The sequence below is a fragment of the Pseudomonas sp. 9.3L genome, from assembly GCF_058536285.1.
This window is the reverse complement of the sequence record NZ_JBZUBK010000001.1, coordinates 1,746,552-1,771,568: the sequence shown is the minus strand read 5'-3', so window position 1 is coordinate 1,771,568 and position 25,017 is coordinate 1,746,552. Positions and strand designations below refer to the sequence as shown.

The following is a 25,017-nucleotide window of genomic DNA, read 5'->3' as shown; positions in this document are numbered from 1 at the left end:
TCAAGGCTGCCCTTTCCCGCCTGACGCACCGAACACCTGGCCGGTGACATAACTTGCCTCGGTGGACGCCAAAGTCACATACAACGGCGCGATTTCTGCCGGTTGGCCGGGCCGTTTAAGAGGGGTTTCTGCGCCAAATTTCTTGAGATTTTCCTGGGTTTGCCCGCCGCACACCTGCAAAGGCGTCCAGAACGGCCCGGGGGCTACGGCATTGACCCGGATGCCCTTGTCGATCAATTGCTTGGCCAGCCCCTTGGTGAAGTTAGCGATGCCCGCCTTGGTCATCGCGTAATCCAACAGGTTGGCGGAAGGGTCATACGCGTTAACCGATGCGGTAGTAATGATCGCGCTGCCCGCTGGCAAGTGCGGCACGGCCGCCTTGGTTAGCCAGAACATGGCGTACAGGTTGGTTTTAACGACCCAGTCAAAGTCTTCGTCTGAGATATCCAGAATGGACTCGTTGCTGTGCTGACGCGCCGCGTTACTCACCAGGATGTCCAGCCCGCCCAAGCCTTTGACCGTTTGGTCCACAAGACTGCGGCAGAATGCAGCGTCGCGCAGGTCGCCTGGAATGGCCAGTGCCTTGCGGCCGGCGTCTCGAATCAGCTTGACCACCTCTTGCGCGTCCGGCTCTTCGTCCGGGAGGTAATTGATGGCAACGTCCGCGCCTTCGCGCGCAAAGGCAATGGCCACGGCCCGGCCCAGCCCTGAATCGCCACCGGTGATCAAGGCTTTGCGCCCCAGTAAGCGGTTGCTGCCCCGGTAGCTGGTTTCGCCATGGTCGGGGCGTGGGTCCATCTTCCCGGCCAGCCCCGGCCAGGGCTGGGTCTGTGCCTTGAACGGCGGCTTGGGGTAAGCACCCTGCGGATTCGCCAAGGGTGCGGGTGCGCCTGCCGCTGCACTCGCGCCCTGGGCGACGTTAGGCAGTACAAGGCCCGCAGTGACCGCAGTCACCGCAGCCCCCTGCAACAGCCGTCGCCGCGAAGCGTCAAGGGTTTCTACCGCAGGGGTTTCAGATTGACCACGCGGGGCCTTGGGGTCGCTCATAGGGTTGCCTCCTCTGATGATTACAATGGAGACGGTCGCACCGGGCGAGGGTTCCACGGCACTGATCGCCGTACTTAGGTGACGAGGCGTGCGATATCGAACGGTGCTTCGCGTCAAGGAAGCCAGTATCATGCGGGCAGTTCTCCTTCGGACGCCTGCCATGCACCCCATCGCCTCCTCTCCCGAGTCACGCGGCTTCGCTTTCTGGTGGAAGCCTGCGCTGTTCCTGTTGGTCGCTGCGCTAGGGCTGTACTACGTGAAGTGGTCGCCCTACTACCTGAAGTCGTTCGTAGCCGCACAGAACCACAGCATTGGGGCATCCATCATCAACGACAACCCGGCGGCGCCCGTGGCGGCGGCGCTGGCCTATGCCCAGGTGTACTTCCTGGCGATCTGGAAAGCCGCAGTGCTGGCGGTGATGCTGGGGTCATTGCTGCAAGTACTGGTGCCACGGGACTGGCTGCTGCGGTTGTTCGGCAAGGCGGGCCTGGCGTCTACCGTCAGAGGCGGCCTGTTTGCCCTCCCCGGCATGATGTGCAGTTGCTGCGCGGCGCCGGTGGCCGTTGGCATGCGCAAGCAGCAGGTCTCAGTAGGCGCGGCGCTGGCGTTCTGGATCGCCAACCCGGTGCTCAACCCCGCCACGCTGGTGTTCATGGGCTTTGTGCTGGGTTGGCAGTTCGCGGCCTTGCGCTTGCTGGGCGGCGTGATGCTGGTGTTGGGGGTGGCGTTGCTGGCTCAGCGCATGTCACAGCCTGAAACCGTACCTGAGCCTGCAGTGGAGGCAGTGGAGGCAGCCTCTGCCCAACCAGAGGGTAGCCTGCTGCGGCGCTGGGGTATAAGCCTGTGGCAGCTGTTCTGGAATACCATCCCGGTGTACGTACTGGCGGTGATGCTGCTGGGTGCAGCCAGGGTGTGGCTGTTCCCTCACGTAGAAGGCGGCTTTGGCGACGGCCTCGCCTGGCTGATCCCCATGGCTATCGTGGGCACGCTGTTCGTGATCCCGACCGCCGCCGAAATCCCCATCGTTCAAACCCTGATGGCCTTGGGGCTGAGCACGGCGCCAGCGATGGCCTTGCTCATGACCTTGCCCAGCGTCAGCCTGCCGTCCTTGTTGATGCTGCGCAATGTCTTCGATGCCAAGGTGCTGTGGGCGGCCGGCGGGCTGGTGATGGCCTTTGGCGTGGTGTGGGGCCTGGTGGCCATGCTCTTTATTTAGCCGCCTACAGGCCCGGACGCGTGCCGTTATCCAGCGGCACGCTCGCGCAGGTACTGGATGACGGCGCCCCGCTCCCCTGCAAACTCGATGCGCCCGGCTTTGGCGTCCCGCTGATAGGCATAGATAGGGTCGTAGTATTCCACCAGTAAGCCCTCGATCCAGCCGCGGTGCTCCTCCACCGTGGCGTGTTGGGCCTGCACCTCCAAGGCGTGGTCCATGATCGCTGCCAGGCGCTGGTAGCGTTCACCCCCCAGGCGCTTGGCGATCCCGGCCAGGCTCTGGCGTAGCCGTTCAGCGAACGCGCTCCACCCTGCCTGGGGCCCGTACAGCGCGGTGAACTCGGCGCACAGGTCGACGACGTAATCCGAAAGAATCCGCGACACCCGTGCATCGAAACTGTCCACCAGCCACACGATGGGGCTGTGTTGCATGTGCCGGTATAGCGATAAGGGCAACGCACAGCTGCCGATCATGCGGCTTTCATCCTCGACCACGAACGCCTGCTGGCCACGGGCGCGACGGGTGAGCAACTCGATGGCCAGCGCATTCTCAAACGAAATGGGCGAAGGTTGTGGCGTGGCCCGCTTGCCGAAGCCCGACCCCCGGTGATTGGCCAGGGCTTCCAGATCCACCGCGTTATTCAGTTCGGCCAGCACTTCGGTTTTCCCGGTGCCGGTCATTCCGCCGAGGCAGACGAAATCACACGCTTCCAACGCAGCCTCGGTCTGCTCCATCAAATAGGTGCGCAAGGCTTTGTAGCCACCTTCCACTCGCGGGTAATCAATGCCCGCCTCGGCCTTGAGCCATTGTTGGGTGATCTGGGACCGTAGGCCGCCCCGGAAGCAATACAGGTAGCCGTTGGGGTTGGCCGTGGCAAAGTCCGCCCAGGCCTGCAACCGCGCCTGCTTCACCTCGCCGCGTACCAGTGCATGGCCCAGTTCGACCGCCGCTGCCTGACCATGCTGCTTGTAGGCGGTGCCCACGCGCTCGCGCTCGCGGTCGTCCATCAACGGCAGGTTGAGGGTGGCGGGAAACGCGCCCTTGCTGAATTCGATTGGCGCGCGCACATCCATCAGCGGGGCGCCTTCCAGAAACAACCGCTGGAAGTCAGTGGCGTTTTCCCGCATTACACAACCTCGACTGCGTAGCGCCCACGCGGGGTCATCTCACCGATAGGCTGCAGGGCAAGGCCCAGCTCGCCTGCGCAGGCCAGAAAGGCTTCCACGCCCTCCGGCGCAACGGCCACCAGCAGGCCGCCGCTGGTTTGGGGATCACACAATAGCTGACGGGTAGGCTCATCCAGAGGGCTGACACCCTCCCCGTAGCTCTCGAAGTTACGCTGAGTGCCGCCAGGGGCGCAGCCGAGGGCCAGGTAATGCGCTACTCCCTGCAAACGAGGTACCGCATCGGCCACAAGGCGCGCGGTGAGGCTGGCGCCATCGGCCATTTCACGCAGATGGCCAAGCAGGCCGAAGCCGGTCACGTCGGTCATCGCCGTAACCCCTGGCAGGCGGGCGAAATGGCTGCCTGGCGTATTGAGCTGGCACATCAAGTCCCGGGCCAGCCCCTGATCGGCGTCGCGCAGCACGCCCTTTTTCTCGGCAGTGGTCAGGATGCCAATGCCCAACGGCTTGGTCAGGTACAGCTGAGCGCCAGGAGTAGCAGTGTCGTTACGCTTGAGGTGGGCCTTTTCAACCAGGCCGGTCACGGCCAGGCCGAAGATAGGTTCGGGGGCATCGATCGAGTGGCCGCCTGCCAAGGGAATACCCGCCGCGTCGCACACCGCGCGCCCGCCTCTGATTACCTCACGGGCGATTTCAGGCGCGAGCACATTCACCGGCCAGCCTAAAATCGCGATCGCCATCAAGGGGGTGCCGCCCATGGCGTAAATGTCGCTGATGGCGTTGGTGGCGGCGATGCGGCCGAAGTCGAAGGGGTCATCCACGATCGGCATGAAAAAGTCGGTCGTCGATACCACACCACGCTCGGCATCGAGGCCATACACGGCGGCATCGTCACGCGAGGTGTTACCTACCCAAAGGGCGGGATCGAGGTTTTGCGCGCCGCTGCCTGCCAGTATGACTTCCAGCACGTGCGGCGAAATTTTACAGCCACAGCCAGCGCCGTGGCTGTATTGGGTGAGGCGAACAGGTTCGGTCATGGCACAGCCTCTGAAGAGCGATGGTGGCGAGTTTACCATCCATGGCGGAGCGAGTGCCGGGGTGGTGCAGAGTCAAGTTGGTTGGGGGGTTGCCGATAACCTATGCACCTACCTTCTATCCGGTAACGGAGAGTGCCTATGCCCCATGCCTGGCCCATGAGCCGTCGATACGTCGGGCGTCGATACGCCGGGCGTCGATACGCCGGGCGTGCGGCTGCGGTGCTATTGGCCTATTTGGGCACCCCGTTGATCGCTCACGCCCTAGCCCCCTTGCGGGTGGTGACCGAGGAGCTTGCACCCTACAACATGACCGTGGGCGGGAAGGTCACTGGCCTCAGCACCGAGGTGGTCGAGGCCGTCCTCAAGGACATGGATATGCCGTCGCGCATTCAGGCGATGCCCTGGGCGCGGGCCTACGACCTCGCCCTGCACGCAGACAACGTGCTGATCTATTCGATTGTGCGTACCCCTGAGCGTGAGGCCTTGTTCCAATGGGCCGGGCCTATCGCGGCGGCGCACTGGTTTCTGTTTTCCACTCAGGCACGCCCGGTACCCCTTAACAGCCTGCAAGAGGCCTTGGACAAGCGCTATCAGATTGCAACGGTCAATCAAGATGCAGGCGAGCAGTACCTCAAAGGCCATGCGTTCAAGATTGGCCAGACCTTACAACACAGTAACCAGTACCTCTTCAACTATGAAAAGCTCAAGCAAGGCCATGTGGCGCTGTGGATTTCCGATGAACTCAACGCAGCCTACCTGGTGCGCACACAAGGTAAGAACCCGCAGACAACCCTCTACCGCAGCCTCGCGTTGCCCGACCTCGGAAACGGCGCCTTCAGTGTGGCGTTCAGCCTCAATACCCCCGCACACACCGTGCAGCGTTTTCGTGACGGCCTGCAGAAGCTCTACGGTGATGGCCGGTACGAGGCCATCTCACGTCGGTGGCTAGGCCGGTGAAACACGTCAATTACGACGACCCTACCCACGCCACCATGCAAGGCGAGCGCCCCCTTGCCCATCGGCTGGTCGTGGCCACCCTGGCGTTCTGCCTGGCCTTCACAGTCGCCACGGTGAGCGTGCGCACCTGGTTTGCCTGGACCAATGGCGTTCAGGCCGAAACCCGTGAGCTAGAGCTGATTGACCAGGTGTTCCAGGGGTCGTTGTCCAAGGCCATCTGGGAAATGGACCGTGACAGCCTCGAAGCGCAACTGCAGAGCGTGGTCCAGGCCCCTCCCGTGGGCCGGGTGACCTTGCGCATCCCTCGACCAGAGCAGACCGAGGAAGTGCTCATACGTCAGCGCGAGGGGTTCTTAGGCGCAGGGCCAGCGCCTTCGATCAGCCGCGCCCTGACGATATCGCCCTATCCCGGCACGGTGCAGGCCGTAGGCAGCGTGCTGATCGAAGGCGATCCTGAGCTATTGCGTGAACGCCTGTGGAAGGAAGTATGGGCGATCATGCTGACTCAGCTGATTCAGGCCCTGGCCCTGGCAGGCATCACCATGTTCATGTTCAACGGCCTGGTCACGGTGCATGTCCGTCATATCGCGCGGCACCTGGAGCGCCTGACCCCGGCGACCCTGACAGAACGCTTGCGCCTGGGCCGCCTGGGTATACGCAACGATGAGCTGGACCTGCTCACCACGCGTATCAACGACTTGCAAGACAACATGGCGCAGTACCTGGAGCGCCAGTACGACGCTGAAGCGGCCCTGGCCGCCAGCCGGGACTCCTTGGCCCTGGAGGTGGAGCAACGGACCGCCGAGCTGGTGCGTGCCAACGCCCAGCTGCAGGATCTGTCACGCCTGGACCCCTTGACTGGCTTGGCCAACCGTAGGTATTTCGATCAACTCAAGGACGTTGAATTCAACCGAGCCCTGCGCAGCGACCGCCCGCTTGCCGTGCTGATGTGCGACGTGGACTACTTCAAGCGCTACAACGATACCCATGGCCATGCGGGCGGGGACCGCTGCCTGCAGGCAGTGGCTGCCATCATGAAAGGGCTGTTCTTGCGCAGCGGCGAAGCGATTGCGCGCCTGGGTGGCGAGGAGTTCGCGGTGCTGCTTCCCGAACATAATATCTGTCAGGCGCGCCTGGCAGCTGAACGGTTGCGCCAAGCGCTGGCGGCGACCTGTTTGGTGCACGGAGCCTCACCGCTTTCGCCGTACCTGACGGTCAGTATCGGCATTGCAGAGCTAGAGCCGCACGCCATGACGACCTTCGACCAGCTGTTGCATCGCGCAGACGAAGCGCTTTATCGCGCAAAGAATGGGGGAAGGAACCGCGTATGCGTGTAAACCTTGTGGCACATGGCCTTCGCCACAGCCTGATTGGCCTGGGTCTGGTGCTTTCTACTCTGCTGTGCCCCTCTGCGCTGGCCGTGAATATCGAGGCCGTGACGGAGGAGTCTTCATACAGCTTCGTAGAAAACGGGCAGGTGGCAGGCCCTGCAACCGAAGTGGTGATCGCGACCCTGGAGCGGGCTGGCCTGAAGGACTACCACGTGGGCCTCTACCCTTGGGCCCGCGCGTACGATGTAGCCCTTGCCGAGCCGAACATCCTGATCTTTCCCATTATCCGCACCCAAGAGCGCGAGGCGTTATTCAAGTGGGTAGGCGAATTCGAGCAGATCACCACCGTGCTGTACAAGCTGCGCAGCCGGGTAGACCTTCATGTGAATCAACTTGAGGACGCGAAAGGCTTAAATACCGGTGTCGTGCGCGACGACCTGCGTCATACCTTTCTGCGTAACGCAGGCTTCACTCGGTTGGTCATGTCGGCATACCCCATGGACAACCTCCGCAAATTGCTGGCAGGCCAGATCGACGTGATGCCACTCTCACCCCGTGATGCACGTTACTTCTGCGACATTCTTGGTGAGCAGCCTGACGTGCTTGAGCCTATCATCGCCCTCGACACCGTCACGACGCATGCCTACCTTGCGTTCAGCCGTAGTACCCCGGATGAGGTGGTCGGCCGCGCCGTAAAGGCCTTTGAACAGCTTAAACGCGAAGGCGTGATCAAACGCCTACTCAGCCCGCCTTAGTGTTCATCGGCTTCAGCAGGGAAAAACTCGCCGTGCAGCTGTTGTTCACTGAGGCGTTGTTCCAAGGCGGGTCGCAAACGCTCTGCCGTGGCGGTTGCTTCAGGCTCGGCCACCCGTACCCAAATACGCCTCACGTTCTGCTCGTGCGTCCCTTCGCTGAGCATTTCATGGCTAACCGCAGGCCTACCTCGCCACCAGCACAGCCCTTCAGGGTGGGCACCTTTTTGCGACTCGGCGTCAAGGGGCACCAGCCACACCTCGACCGCGCCTCGCAGGTCCAGGGTGCTGATGTCTGCTTCCTGTTTAACGCTATTCTCTGCTTCGTGTTCATCGCTATTCATAGAACTCCACACGCTTAACCAGGGTCTCGTTAATACGAGCTTACGCCCCGTCATCGGTTCATTCCTTCGCACACCTGGAGCACGTAACACCATGATGAAACTTTTTTACCTGCCTGGCGCCTGCTCCCTGGCCCCTCATATCATCGCCCGCGAAGCAGGCGCGCCGGTTAAGGCGGTCAAAGTCGACCGCCATACCAAGCAGACGGAAACCGGGAAAACCTTCGAGTCCATTAACCCCAAGGGCTATGTACCGGCCCTGCAACTGGAAGACGGCACGGTGTTAACCGAAGCCCAGGTAGTGCTGCAATACCTGGCCGATCAATACCCGGATAAAGGTTTGGCGCCAGCTGCGGGTACTGCAGAGCGCTACATACTTCAGGAATGGTTGAGCTTTGTGTCCACCGAGCTGCACAAGACGATCGGCTCGTTCTTCAACCCCAAGCAGACGCCCGAATCTGAATGGCGCCAAGCCATGACTGAAACCCTGAAAAAGCGCCTCACGTGGCTGGACGCGCGTTTGAAAGACCGTGAGTTTGTGCTAGACCGCTTTAGCGTTGTCGACGCGTACCTCTTCACCGTGCTGAACTGGACCACTCGGGTCAATTTCAGCCTGGCTGACTGGCCTGTCGTGCAGGCGTACCACCAGCGTCTGAGCCAGCGCCCCTCGGTGCAGCAAGCCCTCGAAGAAGAAGGCCTGCTCTGACTACACTGAGCACCTTCACCCTCTAACATATTGATCGCATTCCGCCCAAGCACACCCAGGCTTGGGCGTAGCGCGTCCCCACCTCATCAATGCATCGCTACCGGCACCGCCCCAGGTGCTTGTACCGGCACGCCGTGGCGGCGTGTTGACCATCCACATAAGGCCAGGCCCGCCAGCGCCAATACGCCCCCTACCCAGCCCACGTGGCCAACACCGAGCTGGCTGGTGACGACACTCCCCAGCAGAGCGCCCCCGCCGATACCGATGTTGTAGATACCTGAATGCAGCGCCATGGCCACATCGGTGGCATCGGGCGCAAGGTTAAGCACACGGGCCTGCAATACCAGCCCAAAGCACATGATGAAGATGCCCCACAGCCCGCTTTGTAACGCCAGGCCTGCTAACGATCCTGCCACAGGGGTCATTACCAGCAGGCAGCCCGCCAAACCACCGATTACCACTAGAAGCAATCCTTTGGGGTAACGGTTGTTGTAGCGACTGAACAGCACCGACCCTAGAATTCCAGCCCCCCCGAATACCAGCAGCAGGCCGGTGGTGGTCTCACCGCGCAGGTTGGCCACCAGGGCGACGAAAGGCTCGATATAGGTGTAGGCCGTAAAGTGCGCGGTCACGACTAATGCGGTTAGCACGTATTGCAGCATCAGCGCAGGGCGCTTGAACAATACCGGCAGGCTGCGCAGCGACCCGGAATTCTGGCTGGGCAGCGCTGGCAGCGCACGAACCAGCACCACCAGCGTGGCGCAGGCCGCCACGCCGATTGCAGCGAAGGTCACGCGCCAGCCAAAGGCTTCGCCTAGCACGCGGCCCAGGGGTATGCCCAGCACCATGGCCAGCGAGGTACCCGTTGCCAGCAAGCCCAGTGCTTGTACTTGCCGCCCGGGCGGCGCCACGCGCACGGCCAGCGAGGCGGTGATGGACCAGAACACGGAATGGGCGAAGGCAATGCCAATTCTGCACGCCAGCAGTAGCGCAAAACTGCTCGCGAAGGCCGAGAGCAGGTGGCAGACCACGAACACCAAAAAGATGATCACCAGTAACCGGCGACGCTCAATGTTACGGGTCAGCAGCATGATAGGCAGGGAAATCACCGTCACTACCCAGGCATAGACGGTGAGCATCAAGCCCACCTGTGCACTGGTCATATCAAAACTGGCGGCGATGGCCGACAGCAACCCCACTGGCACGAACTCGGTGGTATTGAAGATAAAGGCGCCCAATGCCAGGGCAATGACCCCAAGCCAGCTTTCGGTACCGGGGGCGGTAGATGTCGTCATAGGTCGTACTCAAATCAAGGCCCGACAGCGGTACTGATACGGGCGGTGGAACACCATCACCCCGGCGCTGGGCACGCGCGTGCGGCCATGGCCATGAGCCGAGGCAGATGAGCCGCTTGATTATTATGAGAGGGCGTCGCGAGGGGTGCTTTGCCCGTGATCCTACGCTGCGAGGCTTAAGGGGGCAATCAAGAAGGCGTCGCGCTGACGTAGCGCTCTGCCGGTCTGCAGGCAAAACCCTGTGATGCCGTTCACAGCTCTGAACACCCAACCGTGAAGTTGTCGAAAAACCCGCGCGGCAATGGCAAGTGACCCGCTTCGGCTACACAGGCGGAGGGCACCGGCGCCCCAGCTTTCTGCCGGACGTCTGGGTTACCCCCATGGACGACCCTTTGGGGCACGCCGTCTGCACGATCGGCTATGCCTGCCTGGATGCGCGCTTCGAAGGGCTGTTTCTCGATGGCCTTGAGCCGTGCATGCGATTGGTGCCCAGCGTGCGCGCCCACGCACGCCTGGCCCACGGTTGGGACGCGGTCTGCGCCTATTTTGGTTTGGATGAATGCACCGCCCGGAAACTATTCGGTACAGAGCAATCGCCCGCGTCGCTGGCCGCGGTCCGTGATGGCTTAAAGGCGTTTCTGGCGAGCGCTCATACCCTGCCTGTACACCACCAGGCAGCAGGGTAAATCACCTTTCCCTTCGCATTTGTGACAAAGCACGCGTTAAACCCTCTCCAACGCGCTCAAGGCCGGCCCCCCAAAGCCGATAGCGTTTACGAGCCCAGCGTAGAAGCCGCCTGTTCAAGGCAGCGACCTGGGTTGTGATCATCGCATCGCCGGAGGGCGCGTATGGAACACAATAATGAGGTTGGGTCTTACACCGTGGCGCACAAAGGTTTGATGGGCTTGCTCACCGACAGCGTCATGGCCAGGCTCACCGCCCCGCCCGAAAAAGAAGACACCCTCGAGCTTAGCGATCAGCCTCTGGATCTCTCTGGGGTGGACAGCTTTTTCTTCCGCGGCCGCGGCAAGCGCTGCAGTTGCGCGCAGTGCAAGGCCGTTAGAGCAGCGATGTAGCGAACAGGGCACCGGCTGGGTGCCCTGGCCCACTGCCTCAGCGCTTGGCTGTGAGGTCGGGGTGCTTAGAGCGGCCGAGGAATTGTTGAGTGGTTGGGCCCAAGTGTTCGAGAATCCACAGCGCCATGGCTTTTTCCTGCTCCAGGATTTTCTCGCATACGCTGGCCGTTTCGGTATCGTCTACCGCCCTGGCTGCAGTGATGATTACGGTATACATGGCTATTTCAAGGTTTTCGAATACATAGCCGCTCATAGAGCCCTTGATGACTTCGTCCGACATCATAGAGCCCGCTGCGCCTTGGGCGAAGGCCATGAACTTGCCTGTTATGTCCTTTAACGTTGACGTGCTGCCGCCCAGCCGCGTGATCGCTGCCTCGACCTGGGCCTGTTGCCACTGGGTTTCTTCGATGTGCTGAACAATGCGTTGCTTGAGGTCTGGGTAATTTTCCAGACGCTCGGCTTGAGCCTTGAGCATGGTTTCTGCTTGCTGCTCCATGGCGTGTGCGTCTTTGAGCCAATCAAGCAGGTTGTCATGTACCGTTGCCATGGAAATGTCCTCCAGTGATAGCGTTAGCGATCAGGCCAAGTGCCTGATAGTGGGATGCCAGTGGCCCCGAGGTGCTGCGTCAAATTGGCCTTTGCCAGACCAATGGTACGCCCTGCTCCCCTCAACCCTTGGATTGACGCGGGTCCGCACTACGAGGGTAGGTACGCTCCTCCTGAATGGTCCCGTCGGTTTTGTGAATCTTCACCGAAGCAGTCTTCCCCTCCATGAACGCCGTCATTTTTTCGAGCAATTCATCCTTGGTCGGTGCCGTGAGCGAAGCGTGGGTAGCGCCCTGTTTCTTCAGCGCCCAGTGACCGTTAGCGTGGGTGATGTGGTAATTATCCATGGTGCTCTCCTGATGGCCGGGCTTATATGCCCTGTACTTGTAGATAGAGGCCCTGAACCGGTCGTGGTTCGATATAACCGCTTGTGCGCCCTCCGTATCGGCTGCATGGGCGCGACGCCCCCCGCTGTGGTGAGCGTACCCGCTCATTCCGGAGCCGCATCGTCAGCGCACGCACGATTTGTTCATCGCTGAAGTGGTGAGCGCATGCCCGTTCACACGGTAGGCTTTCCCTGGTCTGCTGCTACCCAGGTTGGCTACCTTTTGAGCAAATTCTGCGCACACGCTTTCGCGTTCAGGTAGAATCCTGCCGTGCTATACCGTTTCAGCCAGCCCGGTACTGCCACCGGGCGTATTCATTGCATAAACCACATTTAATGCCAACATCGGCCCCGTCGCGTACGGATGGCCCGCTTTCCAGATGGGAAAACCAACATGTTCAAAAGGGTCAATACAGCCCTCCTTGGGATAACTGTGGCCGTCTCGATGGTCTCGGCTCACGCTGAGGAAGTGAAGAAGGTCGACGTACTGCTGATTGGCGGTGGCGTCATGAGCGCTACACTGGGCACCCTGCTCACCGAGCTCGAGCCTACCTGGTCGCTGGAGATGGTCGAGCGGCTTGATGGCGTGGCCGAAGAAAGCTCCAATGGCTGGAACAACGCCGGTACGGGTCACTCTGCTCTGGCCGAACTGAACTACACCCCCGAAGACAAAGACGGCAAGGTGCAGATCGCCAAGGCCATCGAGATCAACGAAGCGTTCCAGATCTCTCGGCAGTTCTGGTCGCACCAGGTTAAGCAAGGCGTATTGAAGAACCCCCGTTCCTTCATCAACTCCACACCACATATGAGCTTCGTGTGGGGCGATGACAACATCAAGTTCCTGCGCAAGCGCTATGAGGCCCTGCAGGCTAGCCCTTTGTTCAGTGGCATGCAGTATTCCGAAGACCCTGCACAGATCAAGCAATGGGTGCCGCTGATGATGGAAGGCCGGGACCCGGCGCAGAAAATTGCCGCCACCTGGACACCGATTGGCACCGACGTGAACTTCGGTGAAATCACCCGGCAGTTCGTCGCCAACCTGCAGACCAAATCCAATTTCTCGCTGAAGTTGTCCAGCGAAGTCAATGGCATCCACCACAACGATGACGGCACCTGGCGGGTAAGCTACAAGAACCTGAAAACCGGTGACGAGACCAAAGCCGACACCAAGTTCCTGTTCATTGGCGCCGGTGGCGCGGCGCTGCACCTGCTTCAAGAGTCGGGCATCCCGGAAGCCAAAGAATACGGCGGCTTCCCGGTGGGTGGCTCGTTCCTGGTCACAGAAAACGTCGACGTTGCCAAGCAGCACCTGGCCAAGGCCTACGGCATTGCGTCCACCGGCGCGCCGCCCATGTCGGTGCCCCACCTGGACACCCGTGTACTGGACGGCAAGCGCGTCATCCTGTTTGGCCCCTTCGCGACCTTCTCCACGAAGTTCCTGAAGAACGGCTCTTATCTGGACCTGCTCGCCAGCACCACGACGCATAACGTATGGCCCATGACCAAAGTAGGTGTGGACGAGTTTCCGTTAGTGCAGTACCTCGCCGGCCAACTGATGATGTCCGACGATGATCGCTTCGCAGCGCTGCAAGCGTACTTCCCCCACGCCAAGAAAGAAGACTGGCGCTTGTGGCAAGCCGGCCAGCGTGTGCAGATCATCAAACGTGACGAGGCCAAAGGTGGTGTGCTGAAGCTGGGCACCGAAGTGGTGACCTCCAAGGACGGCTCCATCGCAGGCCTGCTGGGTGCGTCCCCGGGTGCTTCCACGGCAGCCCCGATCATGATCAACGTGGTCGAAAAGGTCTTCAAGGACAAGGTCGCCAGCCCTGCATGGCAAGCCAAGCTCAAGGAGATCGTTCCAAGCTATGGCACCAAGCTCAACGACAATCCCGATGCAGTTGCTCAGGAATGGGCCTACACCGCCGGCGTGTTGCAGCTGACTACCCCGCCTGAAGTCAATCGCGCCAAGCCTACCCCGGCGGCGTCGCAAAAACCGGTAGGCCCTAAGGCCGACGCTGACCTGGCGCTCTAACCGTCAATCGGTAACCGTTAAAACCAACGCCCTGGAGCCCCCTATGCTCCAGGGCGCTGTTAACGCGCTGCCCCTGCATTGCCTCCCCCCGCGCTTGAACGCGCCCGCCTCCCCTGATGTCCCCCCTGTAATGCGTGATCACGCGCTCCAGCATCCGCGACCAGCCACGGGGACCGTCAATGACATCCGACTCTGCTCATCTCAATCGCCGCGCGCTTTGCAAGCTTATTGCCGCAAGTGCTACTGCCGCTGCTGTAGCACCTCATGCCATGGCTGGGCCGTTCGTGCCGCCAAGCCCGGTAGACACGGGCAGTGTGGAAAACGGCGCAGTGAAATTTCCCCCCTGGCGGGGCCCCGCTGACACGCCCTCCTCGCCCCCTCCCGCACCGCTACCGCCCGACCGGCGCGTAGGCTTCGCAATCGTAGGCCTTGGGCGGCTTGCGCTGGAGGAAGTGTTGCCCGCCTTTGCTCAGTCCTTGAAGGCCAAGCCCGTGGCACTCGTGTCTGGAAGCCCCGAAAAGTGCGCCACCGTGGCAAAGCAGTACGGCATCAGGCCACAAGCCTGCTACAGCTATGAAGACTTTGATCGCATCCGCGAGAATCCGGAGATCAACGCCGTGTACATCGTGCTGCCCAACGCCATGCACCGATCGTTCTGTGAGCGCGCGGCCAAAGCCGGTAAACACGTACTCACCGAAAAGCCGATGTCGGTCAGCTCCAGCGACGGCCAGGCCATGGTCGAGGCCTGCAAGGCCGCCGGGGTGAAACTGATGGTGGCGTACCGCATTCAGTACGAACCCTACAACCACTGGGCCATGCAGGCGGTACGCAGCCAGCACTATGGCCGGCTCCTGGCCTATACCGGCGTCAACACCCAAACCGTGGCCCAAGACGGGGACCGTCAGTGGCGGCATAAAAAGGCCATGGCCGGCGGTGGCTCGCTTGTCGACATTGGCCTGTACTGCCTGAACACCGCACGCTACCTCACCGGCGAAGAACCGGTGGAGGTGTTCGCCACGACCTATTCGCCCGCCGGGGACCCTCGCTATGCCGAGGTAGAAGAAACCGTGCAGTTCATGCTGCGGTTTCCCTCGCACGCCGTCGCGAACTGCGTGACCAGCTACGGGGGGCGTGACGATAAGTACCAGCGGCTGAACCTGGCATCGGCGGCCATCGACATGCCTAACGCCTTTCTCTACAGGGGGCAGAGAATGGCCGTGATCGAGCGCGACCAGCAAGCCACTCGCACGGGCGAACTCACCCTCACCCCCAAAAACCAGTTCACCCAGGAAATCGACCACATGGCCGAGTGCATACTTACCAATGCCACGCCCTGGACACCTGGCGAGGAAGGGGTTCAGGACCACAAGCTGATGGAAGCTATTTATGAAAGCGCCCGCACCGGCCAGCCGGTTCGGCTGGCTGCGGTTGAGGGCGTGGACAGGTTCCGGGGCGATCCGCGCAAGCAGGGCTAGTACGGTCTGGGCGCGCAGTGCACCAGGGCGGCTTTGCCTGTGCGCTAACAACCCTCATACTGTGCGCCTACTCCCCCTGTATATGCCCTTCAAAGAGGCCTTGATGGCTGAAATACCCTGTAGCGTTGTGAACCTCTACAGCGCGCCGCGTGCCTGCGCCTGGCCTGCGGCGGGGCGCGCCCATGCTTGACCCGCTGCAGCCCTCGCGGGCACTGATGATCCTTGCAACAAGTGAGGCCGATCGCGCCAAGCTGAGCGCCCTGTTGTCACCGATCTATCCGGTGCGGCTGTTTGCGGACGCACACGCGCTGGGCATGGCCTTGGGCCCCGCTACAGGGCTGGTGGTGTTTTCGGAAGACGCCTTGAGCCAGGACCTGGCCCTCCTGGACACCGCGTTGCGCACGCAGCCTGAGTGGTCGGATATTCCGCTTCTGCTGTTGGCCACCCGTGAAGGCGGGCAAATAACGAGTGGGCAACCCAGCCTGCCTTCTTCGGCCAGTAACCTGGTGGTTCTGGAGCAGCCGCTCAGCGCAGCGTCGCTGCTCAGCGCTGTCGCGGCTGCCTGGCGCTCGCGGGGAAAACAGTTCGAAATGCGTGACCGGCTGGCTGAGCTTGCCGAGGAACGAGGCCGCTTGCGCACCTTGCTGGAAAACATTCCCGTCGGGGTGTGCTTCATGGACCGAAAAGGCAAGGCGCTGATTAGCAACCCGCTCTACCGTCAGTACATTCCAGACGGTTCCATCCCTTCCACCAGCGCTGCCTATGGCAGCCGTTGGCAAGGGTACGATGCCCACGGCAACGTACTGAAGCCGCACATGTTCCCAGGCGCCAGGGCGCTGCGCGGCGATCCGGTCAAGGACGTCGAGTTTACCCACCAGGGTGATAACGGTGAGCAAGCGTGGATGCGGGTCAGCGTTGTGCCCCTGTACGGCGAGCCCACCACTGTCGTTGGGGCAACAGCCGTGCTGGTAGACATCAGCGAGCAAAAGCAGTCGGAGCTGGCACTGCGGCGCTTCAACGATGCACTGGAGGCGCAGGTACAGGCGCGCACCCAGGCGTTGAATACTGCCTTACAGCAACTCAAGGATGAAAGCGAAGAACGCGGGCGCGCCGAAGAACAGTTGCGCCAGTCGTTAAAAATGGAGGCCGTGGGCCAGCTCACCGGCGGGATCGCTCATGATTTCAACAACATGCTCACAGGCGTGATCAGCGCTCTGGAACTCAGCAAACGGCGCCTGGACAAGGGGCGCATTGAGGGTGTGAGCACCTACATGGACGCTGCGCTGGTGTCGGCGCAACGCGCCGCTTCACTGACCCAGCGCCTGCTGGCGTTTTCCAGGCGACAGTCCCTGGATGCCAAACCGGTGAACGTGAACCCTTTGATCCAGGCATTGCATGAACTGCTGCAACGCTCCGTGAGCGAGCAGATCCAAGTGCGCTTGGCGCTCAGCGAGGACGCACCCTGGATTTGCGTTGATGCCAATCAACTGGAAAACGCCCTGCTGAACCTAGTCATCAATAGCCGGGACGCCATGCCCGATGGCGGCACGTTAACGGTGGCTACCCGTATTGAGGCCACTGAATACGCACCTGGCGATACCGAACTGGGCCCGCAGCACGTGGCCATCGAGGTGCGCGACACCGGTGTGGGCATCCCCGAGCGCCTGCTGGATAAAATTACCGAACCCTTCTTTACCACCAAACCGATAGGCCAAGGCACTGGCCTGGGCCTGTCGATGGTCTACGGGTTTGCGCAGCAAAGCGGCGGTAGGTTGCAGGTGACCAGTACCGAGGGCGAAGGCACTGCAGTGTCATTGCACCTGCCGCTGTACGCGCCGTCCGCCAACGCTGAGCCGGTGGCAAAGGCATACGCTCCGGTGGGTAAGGGGCAGGTCATCCTGCTGGTGGAGGACGATAGCTCGGTACGGTTCATCAACCAGGCGTTGTTGCAGGAGTTTGGCTACGACGTGCTGGTCGCCAACGATGCGTTCGAAGCGCTCAGGTTCGAAGATTGCCTGCACCAGGTGGACCTATTGCTCACGGATGTGGGCCTGCCTGGGATGAACGGGCGGCAGCTTGCCGAACGCCTGCAAGCGCTCAAACCCGGCCTGCCGGTGTTGTTTCTCACCGGCTACGCCGAGGGTGCGCAGCGCAGGGCCGATTTTCTGGGCGAGAACATGCATTTGATGACCAAACCCTTCGCCTCGGAGGTACTGCTCAACACGGTTGCCGCCCTGTTGCAAGGCAACCCCCCTTAGCCTTCTCGTTCGCCTCTTGTGGCTAAGCGCAGCCTGGCTGCCTCCAGCGCTTGGGTTATCTGTTAATTCACCGTAGAAACAGGCACTAGCAGCGGTTGCACCCGAATTCACGCGCCCTGGTACTGCGGTGTCGTCAAGCCGACACCGCGTGCCGCCGTCAGCTCTTATGTTTATGAGACACCGACAGGTTCTCGAAAATGACCCGCCCGCCCTCAGTGGTGTAGCCCGTGTGGTCCTGGGTGTACACCCCCGCCTTGAAGTACAGCGGCTTTTCTTTCCATTTGGAGCTCAGCTCGGTATTCCAGCCAAAGTCAGCTGCAGACACTGAGAGTTTTCCACCCTTGGTCAACGTAATCACGTAAGAAAACGGCTTATTGAGCGGGACCTTTTCAGCAATGGTAATGACGGTGGGATCGTTCTGGCTGGGGGTTTTACGGAGCTTGGCGACGATGCTCCCAAGGCGGCTGCTGTCCATCCACTGATACTCAATCTTGAGCAAGGGATCATTGCTGTTGTACTGGTGAATCTGGCCAATAACTACACGGCCGCTGGAGGGGACTTCACTGACTTTCAATTTGGCGCGTAGGTAATTATCCGCCTCCGTGTACTTCCAATTGCGCAGTGAACCGTCCGTGTAGGTTTCCCTTAACTCGCTACGGGGATACTTCGCACTCTCCGTGGTAGACCCAGTGACCGGTGCCCAAAAATAAAGCCGGCTGCCATCTTTTCGAAAGTATTTGTCCTTGTAACCTTTCACCAGTACAGGCGTATCGATGGTTTTGGCTTCAGCGCCAACCGGAACACTCAGATTCCAAATAGAAAGATCGATCATGTCAGGTGTTACCTGTTGTTCGGCAGGCATCGACGTGCCTGTACCGAGTGCGGATAAAACCTAGCACCGTCCGGAGCTAAGCGAGGCGCGGGTTTTATATACGCAACTAACTAACTTGTTAATGATGGCACGCCATAGCTTTGGCGCCGTCAAAATGACTTCACCTGTAAAGCCAGCGTGTACAGGGGATTACGTCGCATTACCGTTAGTCGGGAAATTTGCACGATCCAGAAAAGTAGCACTTGGCTATTACTTAATTCTCCACCGGAAGGACCTCATCGCGCGCCAGAGATACGGTCCTGTCTCGCCCAAAACTCCATTTCAGCCCGCTTTCTATCAACCGTTCATCGGGAAAAAAACAGGGGAAAAAGGAGGGGCTGCGGCCGGAAATCAAATTGAGTCAATTAGTCGACGCCATTATTACAGCGCAAGGCCTTGTGGCGCACGGGTGCCACTACTCAGCCATCAATGCATGGCGTAGTAGCACTGCGACATCAATTTGTTGGGATTGACGATTTTCTGGCGAAAGCCCCGCAAACACGGGCCTTCAGGGCTAGCAACAGGTGCCGAAAACAGGAGTAACCAAATGGTGAGCAGCCTGCTTGCCGGCCCCTACTAAGTCCCTGGAGTTCACCATGATCGACCTCGACAACTGGAACCTGAGCATTCCTGTCGGCAGCCCGGCCGTCACCATCGATACCCCTAAATTGGCTTCCGGTTACGCCGACGGCTTCTTCAAATCCGGCGACACGTTATTCTTCTGGGCACCTGTCACTGGCAGTACTACCAAGAGTGCCAAGTACCCACGTACCGAACTTCGTGAAACCAAGCCAGACGGCAGCCTCTATAACTGGAAATACAGCGCAGCCGACAATATGTTGCGTGCTGCGGTTGCAGTAAACCAAGTGCCTTCAAGCGGTAAGATCGTCATCGGTCAAATTCACTGCAACCAAAGCACTGAACCCATGCTGAAGTTGGAATACCAGTGGATGGATGCCAAACGCCTGGGCAATATCGTTGCCAAGTTCCGCCTCACGCCTACTTCAGAACCACAAGTTGTCATAGTGGCTCAAAAGGTGCCGATGAATCAGCGTTTCACCTACACTATTCACTTAACCCCTGCCGGTAACCTGACCGTCAACGCGGCGAATTTCCAGTGGGGCAGTAAGGTGGACAACAAGTGGGCCTCTGAGGCGCTCTACTTCAAGGCCGGCGTTTACACCCAGGACAACAGCGGTTATGCCACCGAAGGCGGCGCTGCAACCTTCTACAAGCTGGCAATCGAGCACAACCCCAAGGGTTAAACGCTTCGCATTATTGAACATCTCCTTCAGCCTGTCCTCGGACAGGCTTTTTTTGCCCTAAATTCTTCATACAACCCCACCGCTGCGTGTTATTGATTCACGCAATAAGCGTGATAGGTTTTTTAAATGAACCATCTTCCTCCCCCGCTCCCTATATCACTGTAACCGAGAGAAAGTTGCTCGGTTGATAAGTCGGCAGCAGTAATCACCGGCACGCTAAATAATTGCATAGCACTACAGGATTAATTCGCTGGTGTGTTTTAAGCCACGTCAGACGACTCAGGCGACGACCTGTACTACATCCTTAAACCCGTGATAACCGAGGACGACCGTATGTTCATACATAACAAGCGTCTGCAGTACACCGTACGTGTTGCAGCACCTAACCCAGGCCTTGCCAACCTGATGCTCGAGCAGTTCGGTGGCGCCCAGGGCGAGCTGGCTGCAGCCATGCGTTACTTTACCCAAGCGGTCACCGAAGGCGATCCAGGGCGTAAGGACATGCTCTACGATATTGCTACCGAAGAACTGAGCCACTTGGAAATTATTGGTTCGATCATCGTGATGCTAAACCAAGGCGGCCGTGGCCAATTGGCTGAAGGCGTTCAGGAAGAAGGTGAGCTGTATCGCTCGTTGACTGGCGCAGGCAATGACTCCCACATCACCAGCCTGCTGTACGGCGGTGGCGCGGCACTGGTGAACTCTGCCGGTGTACCTTGGACCGCTGCGTATATCGATACCATCGGTGAGCCTACCGCCGACCTGCGCTCCAACATCGCTGCTGAAGCACGGGCCAAGATGGTGTACGAGCGCTTGATCAACGTCACTGACGATCCAGGCATCAAGGACGCACTGGGCTTCCTGATGACCCGCGAGATCGCTCACCAGATGTCGTTCGAAAAAGCCTTGCACTCGATCAACCCTAACTTCCCACAGGGTAAGATCCCACCCGTGCCTGAGTTCACTAACGTGTACTACAACATGTCGACTGGCGATGACATGAAGGGGCCGTGGAATGAAGGTGAGAACCCTATGGGTACCTGGGACTTCCAAGAAGCCACCGCAGCGGTCGATGGGGGTGATGGCATGGCAACCGTAAACTTGCCGCCACAAGACCTGGAAAATTTCGAAGCCATGAAGCTGCGTACCAAGTCCAACCCTGAAGCAGAGCCAATGACTGGCGCTGACTTGGGCAAGCTCGGCGGCCCTGACACCCTGTAATAGCGTGTCTGCCACCGTTTAAGTGTCATAAGATCCGAGGCCCTGACGGGCTTCGGATTTTTTTAGCAGGCAACTTACCCCGCATGCTGCGACAAGCGCCCAATTGGCGAGGCGCCTGGCAGCGCGCTGGTAGCGTCAACGGCGTTGATTCTCCAGCGCCTTACGGTGGTGGCGTGCGATACCCGCCAGCGCGTAATGCGCCGCTTGATGGATGACGGCCTGACGGTCTCCGTCGAAGTGCTCGGTGCAGGTAAAGGTTTCGCGCTGCCCTTCTATATCGAATGCCCATGAAAAGCACACCGTTCCTGGCGGTATGTCGTCCATCGGCTCTGGGCCTGCAACCCCGGTAGTGGCGACTGCAACATTGGCTTCGCTGTCGAGCAGCGCACCGGTAGCCATTTCTAAGGCGACTTGCTCGCTCGTTAATCCATGCTGTTCGATCGTTGCGTACTCCACGCCAAGTAAACGGTGCTTGGCCTGCGGAGAATAAACGACGTAACCACTTTCCATGATTTGGCCACCTCCTTGAACAGTACCCAGCGCGGCAGCGATCAGCCCCGCCGTGCAGGATTCCGCCGTGGCCAGGTACAAGGCATGGTCCTTCAAGTAAGTGATGACTGTTTCCAACTCTTCCAATGCTGCTTCAGGCACGTCCATAGGTAAAAGCTCTGTCTGAATTTTAACTAAACGCAACGCCTCACGGCTTGACTCCTATGAGGTTAGAGCATGCCTAAAGCCACCTGTTTCATGGCCCAAACAATGTGCAGCCCTTACCGCTTCGTTGCCGTCTATCGCTTTGCGTAACCGAGCGTGAAGATGCGTTGAACTCACTAACGTTTCGATTACACGAATACACGTGCAGGTGGTTACCACGCACTTGCGTGCAGCAACTATCCCCGCCCTTATGCAGGAGGTTGAACGATGAAAGCGTTACGCTGGCACGGAAAAAAAGACATCCGCTGTGACGATCATTTACCTGACCCAACCATTGAAGACCCGCGCGACGCCATTATCAAGGTAACAAGCTGCGCCATCTGCGGTTCGGACTTACACCTCTATGACGGTTTTATGCCCGGCATGAGCCATGGCGATATCATGGGCCACGAGTTCATGGGCGAAGTGGTGGAAGTGGGCTCTGCTAATAAAAAGCTGAAGATCGGCGACCGTGTAGTCGTGCCCTTTACCATTTGTTGTGGCGAATGCCACCAGTGCCGCCGGGGCAACTTTTCGGTGTGCGAGCGCAGTAACCGTAACAAAGACCTCGCAGACAAAGCCTTTGGTCATAGCACTGCTGGTTTGTACGGCTACACCGCCCTCACCGGGGGTTATCCAGGCGGCCAGGCGGAGTATGTACGCGTACCCTTCGCGGACTTCTCTCCCGTCATCATTCCCAATGGCCTGACCGACGAGCAGGTGTTGTTCCTGGGCGATATTTTCCCAACGGGCTGGCAGGCGGCGGTGCAGTGCGACATCCAGCCAACCGATACCGTGGCCATCTGGGGTGCAGGCCCGGTGGGCCAGTTCACGGTTCGCAGTGCGGTGATCCTAGGCGCACAGCAAGTGGTGTGTATCGACAACGTGCCCGAGCGCTTGGCCATGGCTCGGGCGGGTGGCGCCATTACTATCAACTTCGATGAAGAAAGCGTGGTAGAGCGCCTCAATGAACTGACTAAGGGCCGGGGCCCTGAGAAGTGCATCGACGCAGTAGGGATGGAGGCCCATGTTACCGGCTCGCTGGACTCCATGTACGACCGGGTCAAACAAGCCGTCATGCTCGAATCGGACCGCCCTCATGTGCTCCGCGAAATGATGTACGTGTGTCAGCCCGCTGGCACGCTGTCCATTCCAGGGGTATATGGCGGATTGATCGACAAGGTGCCTTTCGGCGCGGCCATGAACAAAGGGCTGACCATCAAGATGGGCCAGACCCACGTCAACCGCTGGACCGACGACCTGCTCAACCGTATTCAGGAGGGCCAGATCGACCCCAGTTTCGTGATTACCCACACCGTTAGCCTGGAAGAAGGCCCAGAGATGTACAAAACGTTCCGGGATAAACACGACGGCTGTATCAAGGTCGTTATCAAGCCCTGACCCCCTGCCCGCCTGGCCCTTGCGAGGACGACGGCGGGCTGTCCTCCTACACAACAGCTTCAGTCCACAACAGCTTCAGTCATCCGTACAGACCTTCCCCTCAACGAAGCGGTCCAAATTCGCGCGCCGGCACCTGACCGGCCACTATCGTTGAACAGCCTGCGGAGCCTTACCCCATGCAGCTAGCCCATCGCCTGTTCTCATTTCTGAGCCAGGGCCGTTACGCCGTGGCGCTGGTCTGGCAAACATCGCGTGGGCTATTCATTGGGCTGGTCATCGCCACGCTGATGGCCGGGCTGCTGCCTGCGCTGGCCGCGTGGCTGGGTCAGCGCATCGTCGATGCCGTGCTTGAGGCCATTGACCTGCATGCGCGGCTTGGGCAGGCACCGCTCTGGCCGGTGCTGCGCTATGTACTGGCAGAAGCCGGCGTACTGGCATTACTGGCGGCGGCGCAGCGGGGGCTGTCGGTGCAGCAGGCGCTGCTCAGGGTACAGTTGGGGCAGAAGGTCAACCTGTTGATCCTGGAAAAAGCCCAAACCTTATCGTTGCTTCAGTTCGAGGACTCAGACTTCTACGACAAACTGGTGCGGGTACGCCGTGACGCCTCTACACGGCCGCTGGGCTTGGTCAGCAAAAGCCTGGGGCTGATCCAGAACCTAGTGGCGTTGATGAGCTTTGCGGTGTTGCTGGTTCATTTCTCGCCATGGGCGTTGGCGATTCTGGTGGTGGCAGCGTTACCCGTATTTTTTTCCGAGACGCATTTTTCGGGAGATGCGTTTCGGCTATTTAGCCGCCGCGCGCCTGAGACACGTGGGCAAAATTACATTGAAGCGCTTTTGTCCCAAGAGGCGCACATCAAGGAAGTTCGCCTGTTTGGCCTGGCGCCCTTGCTCTTGCAGCGCTATCGGAACACCTTCACCCGCCTATACGCCGAGGACCGACGGCTAACGCTGCGTCGAGACGGTTGGGGCTTTGCCCTGGGGCTGCTGGGCACGCTAGGGTTTTACCTGGCCTATGCCTGGGTCGTCATGGACACCATCGACGGGCATACCACACTGGGGCAGATGACCATGTACCTGGTGCTGTTCAAGCAGGGCCAGGCGGCGATCAGCTCCAGCCTCAGCGCCATCGGCGGCCTTTACGAGGATGGTTTGTACCTCACCCACCTTCACGATTATCTGGCGCAACCGGTGCCAGCGCCTTCTGGCCACGTGACCGAGGGCGTTCATCCTGGCGATGGCGTTCGCTTCGAAGGGGTAGGCTTCACCTACCCAGGGGCTTCGCACCCTGCACTCGATGCCATCGACCTGCACCTGGCGCCGGGGCGTAGCCTGGCGCTGGTCGGTGAGAACGGCTCAGGCAAAACCACGCTCATTAAGCTACTGACTCGGCTGTACAACCCTACCCAAGGGCGAATCCTGCTGGACGGCAGTGACCTGCAAGCCTGGGACAGCCATGCCCTGCACCGCCGCATCGGGGTCATTTTCCAGGACTACCTGCGCTACCAGATGACGGTGGGGGAAAACTTGGGGGTTGGCGACGTGACGGCCTTCGACGACCCAACACGGTGGCGCGAGGCAGCCACCCAGGGTATGGCTGCGGAGTTTATCGAACGCCTGGGCCAGGGGTATCAGACGCAATTGGGCCGCTGGTTCATGGGCGGGCAAGAATTGTCTGGTGGGCAGTGGCAGAAAATAGCCCTGTCACGGGCGTATATGCGCCAAGATGCCGACATCTTGATCTTGGACGAACCTACCGCGGCCCTGGACGCTGCAGCCGAAGCCGCGGTGTTCGAGCATTTTCGCGCCTACGCACGCGGGCGCATGAGCCTGTTGATTTCTCATCGGTTTTCCAGCGTCCGTGCGGCTGAGCACATCGTGGTGCTGGACCAAGGGCGGATCCTGGAGCAAGGCGACCACGCGACCCTGGTGGCCCAGGGTGGGCGCTACGCCCGGTTGTTCGACCTGCAGGCGCGGGGCTACCGCTAG

General features: G+C 60.0%; 23 protein-coding genes. 14 read left to right on the top strand and 9 right to left on the bottom strand.

From position 1 onward, the window contains the following. The gene (locus AC4LE2_RS08030; RefSeq protein ID WP_491825254.1) at positions 1 to 1,047 is read right to left on the bottom strand and encodes an SDR family oxidoreductase; all 1,047 of its coding nucleotides are present in this window, start codon (positions 1,045 to 1,047) and stop codon (positions 1 to 3) included. Positions 1,048 to 1,207: 160 nt separating this feature from the next. Here AC4LE2_RS08030 and AC4LE2_RS08025 point away from each other — a divergent pair, with 160 nt between their 5' ends. Next, complete coding sequence (locus AC4LE2_RS08025) at positions 1,208 to 2,263, top strand: permease (protein WP_491828084.1); 1,056 nt, start codon at positions 1,208 to 1,210, stop codon at positions 2,261 to 2,263. A gap of 26 nt (positions 2,264 to 2,289) precedes the next feature. On the opposite strand, the gene mnmH is transcribed toward AC4LE2_RS08025, so the two are convergent. After that, a complete protein-coding gene (gene mnmH, locus AC4LE2_RS08020) occupies positions 2,290 to 3,390 on the bottom strand; it encodes a tRNA 2-selenouridine(34) synthase MnmH (RefSeq protein WP_491825253.1) in 1,101 nt (366 codons plus the stop codon). After that, positions 3,390 to 4,424 carry a selenide, water dikinase SelD gene (selD, locus tag AC4LE2_RS08015; RefSeq protein ID WP_491825252.1) on the bottom strand — a complete coding sequence of 345 codons (1,035 nt, stop codon included), beginning with the start codon at positions 4,422 to 4,424 and terminating at the stop codon, positions 3,390 to 3,392. Before selD ends, mnmH begins: the two co-directional genes overlap by 1 nt. Positions 4,425 to 4,562: 138 nt before the next feature. Here selD and AC4LE2_RS08010 point away from each other — a divergent pair, with 138 nt between their 5' ends. From AC4LE2_RS08010 to AC4LE2_RS08000, 3 genes are read left to right on the top strand one after another with little or no spacing between them, the layout of a single operon-like run. Then, on the top strand, positions 4,563 to 5,381 hold the full coding sequence (locus AC4LE2_RS08010; protein WP_491825251.1) for a substrate-binding periplasmic protein: 819 nt from the start codon (positions 4,563 to 4,565) through the stop codon (positions 5,379 to 5,381). Beyond that, positions 5,378 to 6,718, top strand: coding sequence for a GGDEF domain-containing protein (locus tag AC4LE2_RS08005; RefSeq protein WP_491825250.1), 1,341 nt, complete (start codon positions 5,378 to 5,380; stop codon positions 6,716 to 6,718). Before AC4LE2_RS08010 ends, AC4LE2_RS08005 begins: the two co-directional genes overlap by 4 nt. Then, positions 6,709 to 7,467 carry a type 2 periplasmic-binding domain-containing protein gene (locus AC4LE2_RS08000; protein WP_491825249.1) on the top strand — a complete coding sequence of 253 codons (759 nt, stop codon included), beginning with the start codon at positions 6,709 to 6,711 and terminating at the stop codon, positions 7,465 to 7,467. The genes AC4LE2_RS08005 and AC4LE2_RS08000 overlap by 10 nt, the downstream gene beginning before the upstream one ends. On the opposite strand, the gene AC4LE2_RS07995 is transcribed toward AC4LE2_RS08000, so the two are convergent. Then, positions 7,464 to 7,808 carry a hypothetical protein gene (locus AC4LE2_RS07995; protein ID WP_491825248.1) on the bottom strand — a complete coding sequence of 115 codons (345 nt, stop codon included), beginning with the start codon at positions 7,806 to 7,808 and terminating at the stop codon, positions 7,464 to 7,466. The two genes, AC4LE2_RS08000 and AC4LE2_RS07995, sit on opposite strands and share 4 nt — an antisense overlap. Positions 7,809 to 7,899: 91 nt before the next feature. On the opposite strand from AC4LE2_RS07995, the gene gstA reads away from it, so the two are divergent. Then, positions 7,900 to 8,511 carry a glutathione transferase GstA gene (gene gstA / locus AC4LE2_RS07990; protein ID WP_491825247.1) on the top strand — a complete coding sequence of 204 codons (612 nt, stop codon included), beginning with the start codon at positions 7,900 to 7,902 and terminating at the stop codon, positions 8,509 to 8,511. An 86-nt stretch (positions 8,512 to 8,597) separates the two neighbouring features. Here gstA and AC4LE2_RS07985 read toward each other — a convergent pair whose 3' ends face one another. After that, positions 8,598 to 9,806 (bottom strand): sugar transporter, encoded by a 1,209-nt coding sequence (locus AC4LE2_RS07985; RefSeq protein WP_491825246.1) that lies wholly within the window; start codon positions 9,804 to 9,806, stop codon positions 8,598 to 8,600. A 380-nt stretch (positions 9,807 to 10,186) separates the two neighbouring features. Between AC4LE2_RS07985 and AC4LE2_RS07980 the strand changes: the two genes are divergently transcribed. Continuing rightward, positions 10,187 to 10,492 (top strand): hypothetical protein, encoded by a 306-nt coding sequence (locus tag AC4LE2_RS07980; protein WP_491825245.1) that lies wholly within the window; start codon positions 10,187 to 10,189, stop codon positions 10,490 to 10,492. A gap of 162 nt (positions 10,493 to 10,654) precedes the next feature. Next, complete coding sequence (locus tag AC4LE2_RS07975) at positions 10,655 to 10,882, top strand: hypothetical protein (RefSeq protein ID WP_491825244.1); 228 nt, start codon at positions 10,655 to 10,657, stop codon at positions 10,880 to 10,882. Positions 10,883 to 10,919: 37 nt separating this feature from the next. Here AC4LE2_RS07975 and AC4LE2_RS07970 read toward each other — a convergent pair whose 3' ends face one another. Both AC4LE2_RS07970 and AC4LE2_RS07965 read right to left on the bottom strand, forming a co-directional pair. Continuing rightward, positions 10,920 to 11,429, bottom strand: coding sequence for a ferritin-like domain-containing protein (locus tag AC4LE2_RS07970; protein ID WP_491825243.1), 510 nt, complete (start codon positions 11,427 to 11,429; stop codon positions 10,920 to 10,922). Positions 11,430 to 11,550: 121 nt separating this feature from the next. Next, positions 11,551 to 11,775, bottom strand: coding sequence for a DUF2188 domain-containing protein (locus AC4LE2_RS07965; RefSeq protein ID WP_491825242.1), 225 nt, complete (start codon positions 11,773 to 11,775; stop codon positions 11,551 to 11,553). A gap of 432 nt (positions 11,776 to 12,207) precedes the next feature. Between AC4LE2_RS07965 and mqo the strand changes: the two genes are divergently transcribed. The 3 genes from mqo to AC4LE2_RS07950 all read left to right on the top strand — a co-directional run bounded on the left by mqo (position 12,208) and on the right by AC4LE2_RS07950 (position 17,578). Continuing rightward, positions 12,208 to 13,845, top strand: a complete 1,638-nt coding sequence (mqo, locus tag AC4LE2_RS07960) for a malate dehydrogenase (quinone) (RefSeq protein WP_491825241.1) — start codon at positions 12,208 to 12,210, stop codon at positions 13,843 to 13,845. A 179-nt stretch (positions 13,846 to 14,024) separates the two neighbouring features. After that, entirely contained in the window at positions 14,025 to 15,320 is a 1,296-nt protein-coding gene (locus tag AC4LE2_RS07955; RefSeq protein WP_491825240.1) for a Gfo/Idh/MocA family protein, read from the top strand. A gap of 182 nt (positions 15,321 to 15,502) precedes the next feature. Beyond that, a complete protein-coding gene (locus AC4LE2_RS07950; RefSeq protein ID WP_491825239.1) occupies positions 15,503 to 17,578 on the top strand; it encodes a hybrid sensor histidine kinase/response regulator in 2,076 nt (691 codons plus the stop codon). 157 nt (positions 17,579 to 17,735) lie between these two features. Here AC4LE2_RS07950 and AC4LE2_RS07945 read toward each other — a convergent pair whose 3' ends face one another. Beyond that, complete coding sequence (locus AC4LE2_RS07945) at positions 17,736 to 18,410, bottom strand: polysaccharide lyase family 7 protein (RefSeq protein WP_491828083.1); 675 nt, start codon at positions 18,408 to 18,410, stop codon at positions 17,736 to 17,738. Between the two features lie 635 nt (positions 18,411 to 19,045). Between AC4LE2_RS07945 and AC4LE2_RS07940 the strand changes: the two genes are divergently transcribed. Both AC4LE2_RS07940 and AC4LE2_RS07935 read left to right on the top strand, forming a co-directional pair. Continuing rightward, positions 19,046 to 19,714, top strand: coding sequence for a polysaccharide lyase family 7 protein (locus AC4LE2_RS07940; protein WP_491825238.1), 669 nt, complete (start codon positions 19,046 to 19,048; stop codon positions 19,712 to 19,714). A 333-nt stretch (positions 19,715 to 20,047) separates the two neighbouring features. After that, positions 20,048 to 20,935, top strand: a complete 888-nt coding sequence (locus AC4LE2_RS07935) for a manganese catalase family protein (protein ID WP_491825237.1) — start codon at positions 20,048 to 20,050, stop codon at positions 20,933 to 20,935. 135 nt (positions 20,936 to 21,070) lie between these two features. On the opposite strand, the gene AC4LE2_RS07930 is transcribed toward AC4LE2_RS07935, so the two are convergent. Next, on the bottom strand, positions 21,071 to 21,592 hold the full coding sequence (locus AC4LE2_RS07930) for a CinA family protein (protein WP_491825236.1): 522 nt from the start codon (positions 21,590 to 21,592) through the stop codon (positions 21,071 to 21,073). Between the two features lie 264 nt (positions 21,593 to 21,856). Here AC4LE2_RS07930 and AC4LE2_RS07925 point away from each other — a divergent pair, with 264 nt between their 5' ends. After that, the gene (locus AC4LE2_RS07925) at positions 21,857 to 23,029 is read left to right on the top strand and encodes a zinc-dependent alcohol dehydrogenase (RefSeq protein WP_491825235.1); all 1,173 of its coding nucleotides are present in this window, start codon (positions 21,857 to 21,859) and stop codon (positions 23,027 to 23,029) included. A gap of 176 nt (positions 23,030 to 23,205) precedes the next feature. Beyond that, entirely contained in the window at positions 23,206 to 25,017 is a 1,812-nt protein-coding gene (locus AC4LE2_RS07920; protein WP_491825234.1) for an ABC transporter ATP-binding protein, read from the top strand.

What these genes read in the sequence shown, in the direction of transcription:
- gstA (WP_491825247.1), top strand. Translation starts at nt 7,900, where the DNA reads ATGATGAAACTTTTTTACCTGCCTGGCGCCTGCTCCCTGGCCCCTCAT.
- AC4LE2_RS08010 (WP_491825251.1), top strand. Translation starts at nt 4,563, where the DNA reads ATGCCCCATGCCTGGCCCATGAGCCGTCGATACGTCGGGCGTCGATAC.
- AC4LE2_RS07985 (WP_491825246.1), bottom strand. Translation starts at nt 9,806, where the DNA reads ATGACGACATCTACCGCCCCCGGTACCGAAAGCTGGCTTGGGGTCATT.
- AC4LE2_RS07945 (WP_491828083.1), bottom strand. Translation starts at nt 18,410, where the DNA reads ATGATCGATCTTTCTATTTGGAATCTGAGTGTTCCGGTTGGCGCTGAA.
- mnmH (WP_491825253.1), bottom strand. Translation starts at nt 3,390, where the DNA reads ATGCGGGAAAACGCCACTGACTTCCAGCGGTTGTTTCTGGAAGGCGCC.
- AC4LE2_RS07995 (WP_491825248.1), bottom strand. Translation starts at nt 7,808, where the DNA reads ATGAATAGCGATGAACACGAAGCAGAGAATAGCGTTAAACAGGAAGCA.
- selD (WP_491825252.1), bottom strand. Translation starts at nt 4,424, where the DNA reads ATGACCGAACCTGTTCGCCTCACCCAATACAGCCACGGCGCTGGCTGT.
- AC4LE2_RS07935 (WP_491825237.1), top strand. Translation starts at nt 20,048, where the DNA reads ATGTTCATACATAACAAGCGTCTGCAGTACACCGTACGTGTTGCAGCA.
- AC4LE2_RS08030 (WP_491825254.1), bottom strand. Translation starts at nt 1,047, where the DNA reads ATGAGCGACCCCAAGGCCCCGCGTGGTCAATCTGAAACCCCTGCGGTA.
- AC4LE2_RS07975 (WP_491825244.1), top strand. Translation starts at nt 10,655, where the DNA reads ATGGAACACAATAATGAGGTTGGGTCTTACACCGTGGCGCACAAAGGT.
- AC4LE2_RS07980 (WP_491825245.1), top strand. Translation starts at nt 10,187, where the DNA reads ATGGACGACCCTTTGGGGCACGCCGTCTGCACGATCGGCTATGCCTGC.
- AC4LE2_RS08025 (WP_491828084.1), top strand. Translation starts at nt 1,208, where the DNA reads ATGCACCCCATCGCCTCCTCTCCCGAGTCACGCGGCTTCGCTTTCTGG.
- AC4LE2_RS07930 (WP_491825236.1), bottom strand. Translation starts at nt 21,592, where the DNA reads ATGGACGTGCCTGAAGCAGCATTGGAAGAGTTGGAAACAGTCATCACT.
- AC4LE2_RS07965 (WP_491825242.1), bottom strand. Translation starts at nt 11,775, where the DNA reads ATGGATAATTACCACATCACCCACGCTAACGGTCACTGGGCGCTGAAG.
- AC4LE2_RS07920 (WP_491825234.1), top strand. Translation starts at nt 23,206, where the DNA reads ATGCAGCTAGCCCATCGCCTGTTCTCATTTCTGAGCCAGGGCCGTTAC.
- AC4LE2_RS07940 (WP_491825238.1), top strand. Translation starts at nt 19,046, where the DNA reads ATGATCGACCTCGACAACTGGAACCTGAGCATTCCTGTCGGCAGCCCG.
- AC4LE2_RS07950 (WP_491825239.1), top strand. Translation starts at nt 15,503, where the DNA reads ATGCTTGACCCGCTGCAGCCCTCGCGGGCACTGATGATCCTTGCAACA.
- AC4LE2_RS07970 (WP_491825243.1), bottom strand. Translation starts at nt 11,429, where the DNA reads ATGGCAACGGTACATGACAACCTGCTTGATTGGCTCAAAGACGCACAC.
- AC4LE2_RS08000 (WP_491825249.1), top strand. Translation starts at nt 6,709, where the DNA reads ATGCGTGTAAACCTTGTGGCACATGGCCTTCGCCACAGCCTGATTGGC.
- AC4LE2_RS07925 (WP_491825235.1), top strand. Translation starts at nt 21,857, where the DNA reads ATGAAAGCGTTACGCTGGCACGGAAAAAAAGACATCCGCTGTGACGAT.
- mqo (WP_491825241.1), top strand. Translation starts at nt 12,208, where the DNA reads ATGTTCAAAAGGGTCAATACAGCCCTCCTTGGGATAACTGTGGCCGTC.
- AC4LE2_RS07955 (WP_491825240.1), top strand. Translation starts at nt 14,025, where the DNA reads ATGACATCCGACTCTGCTCATCTCAATCGCCGCGCGCTTTGCAAGCTT.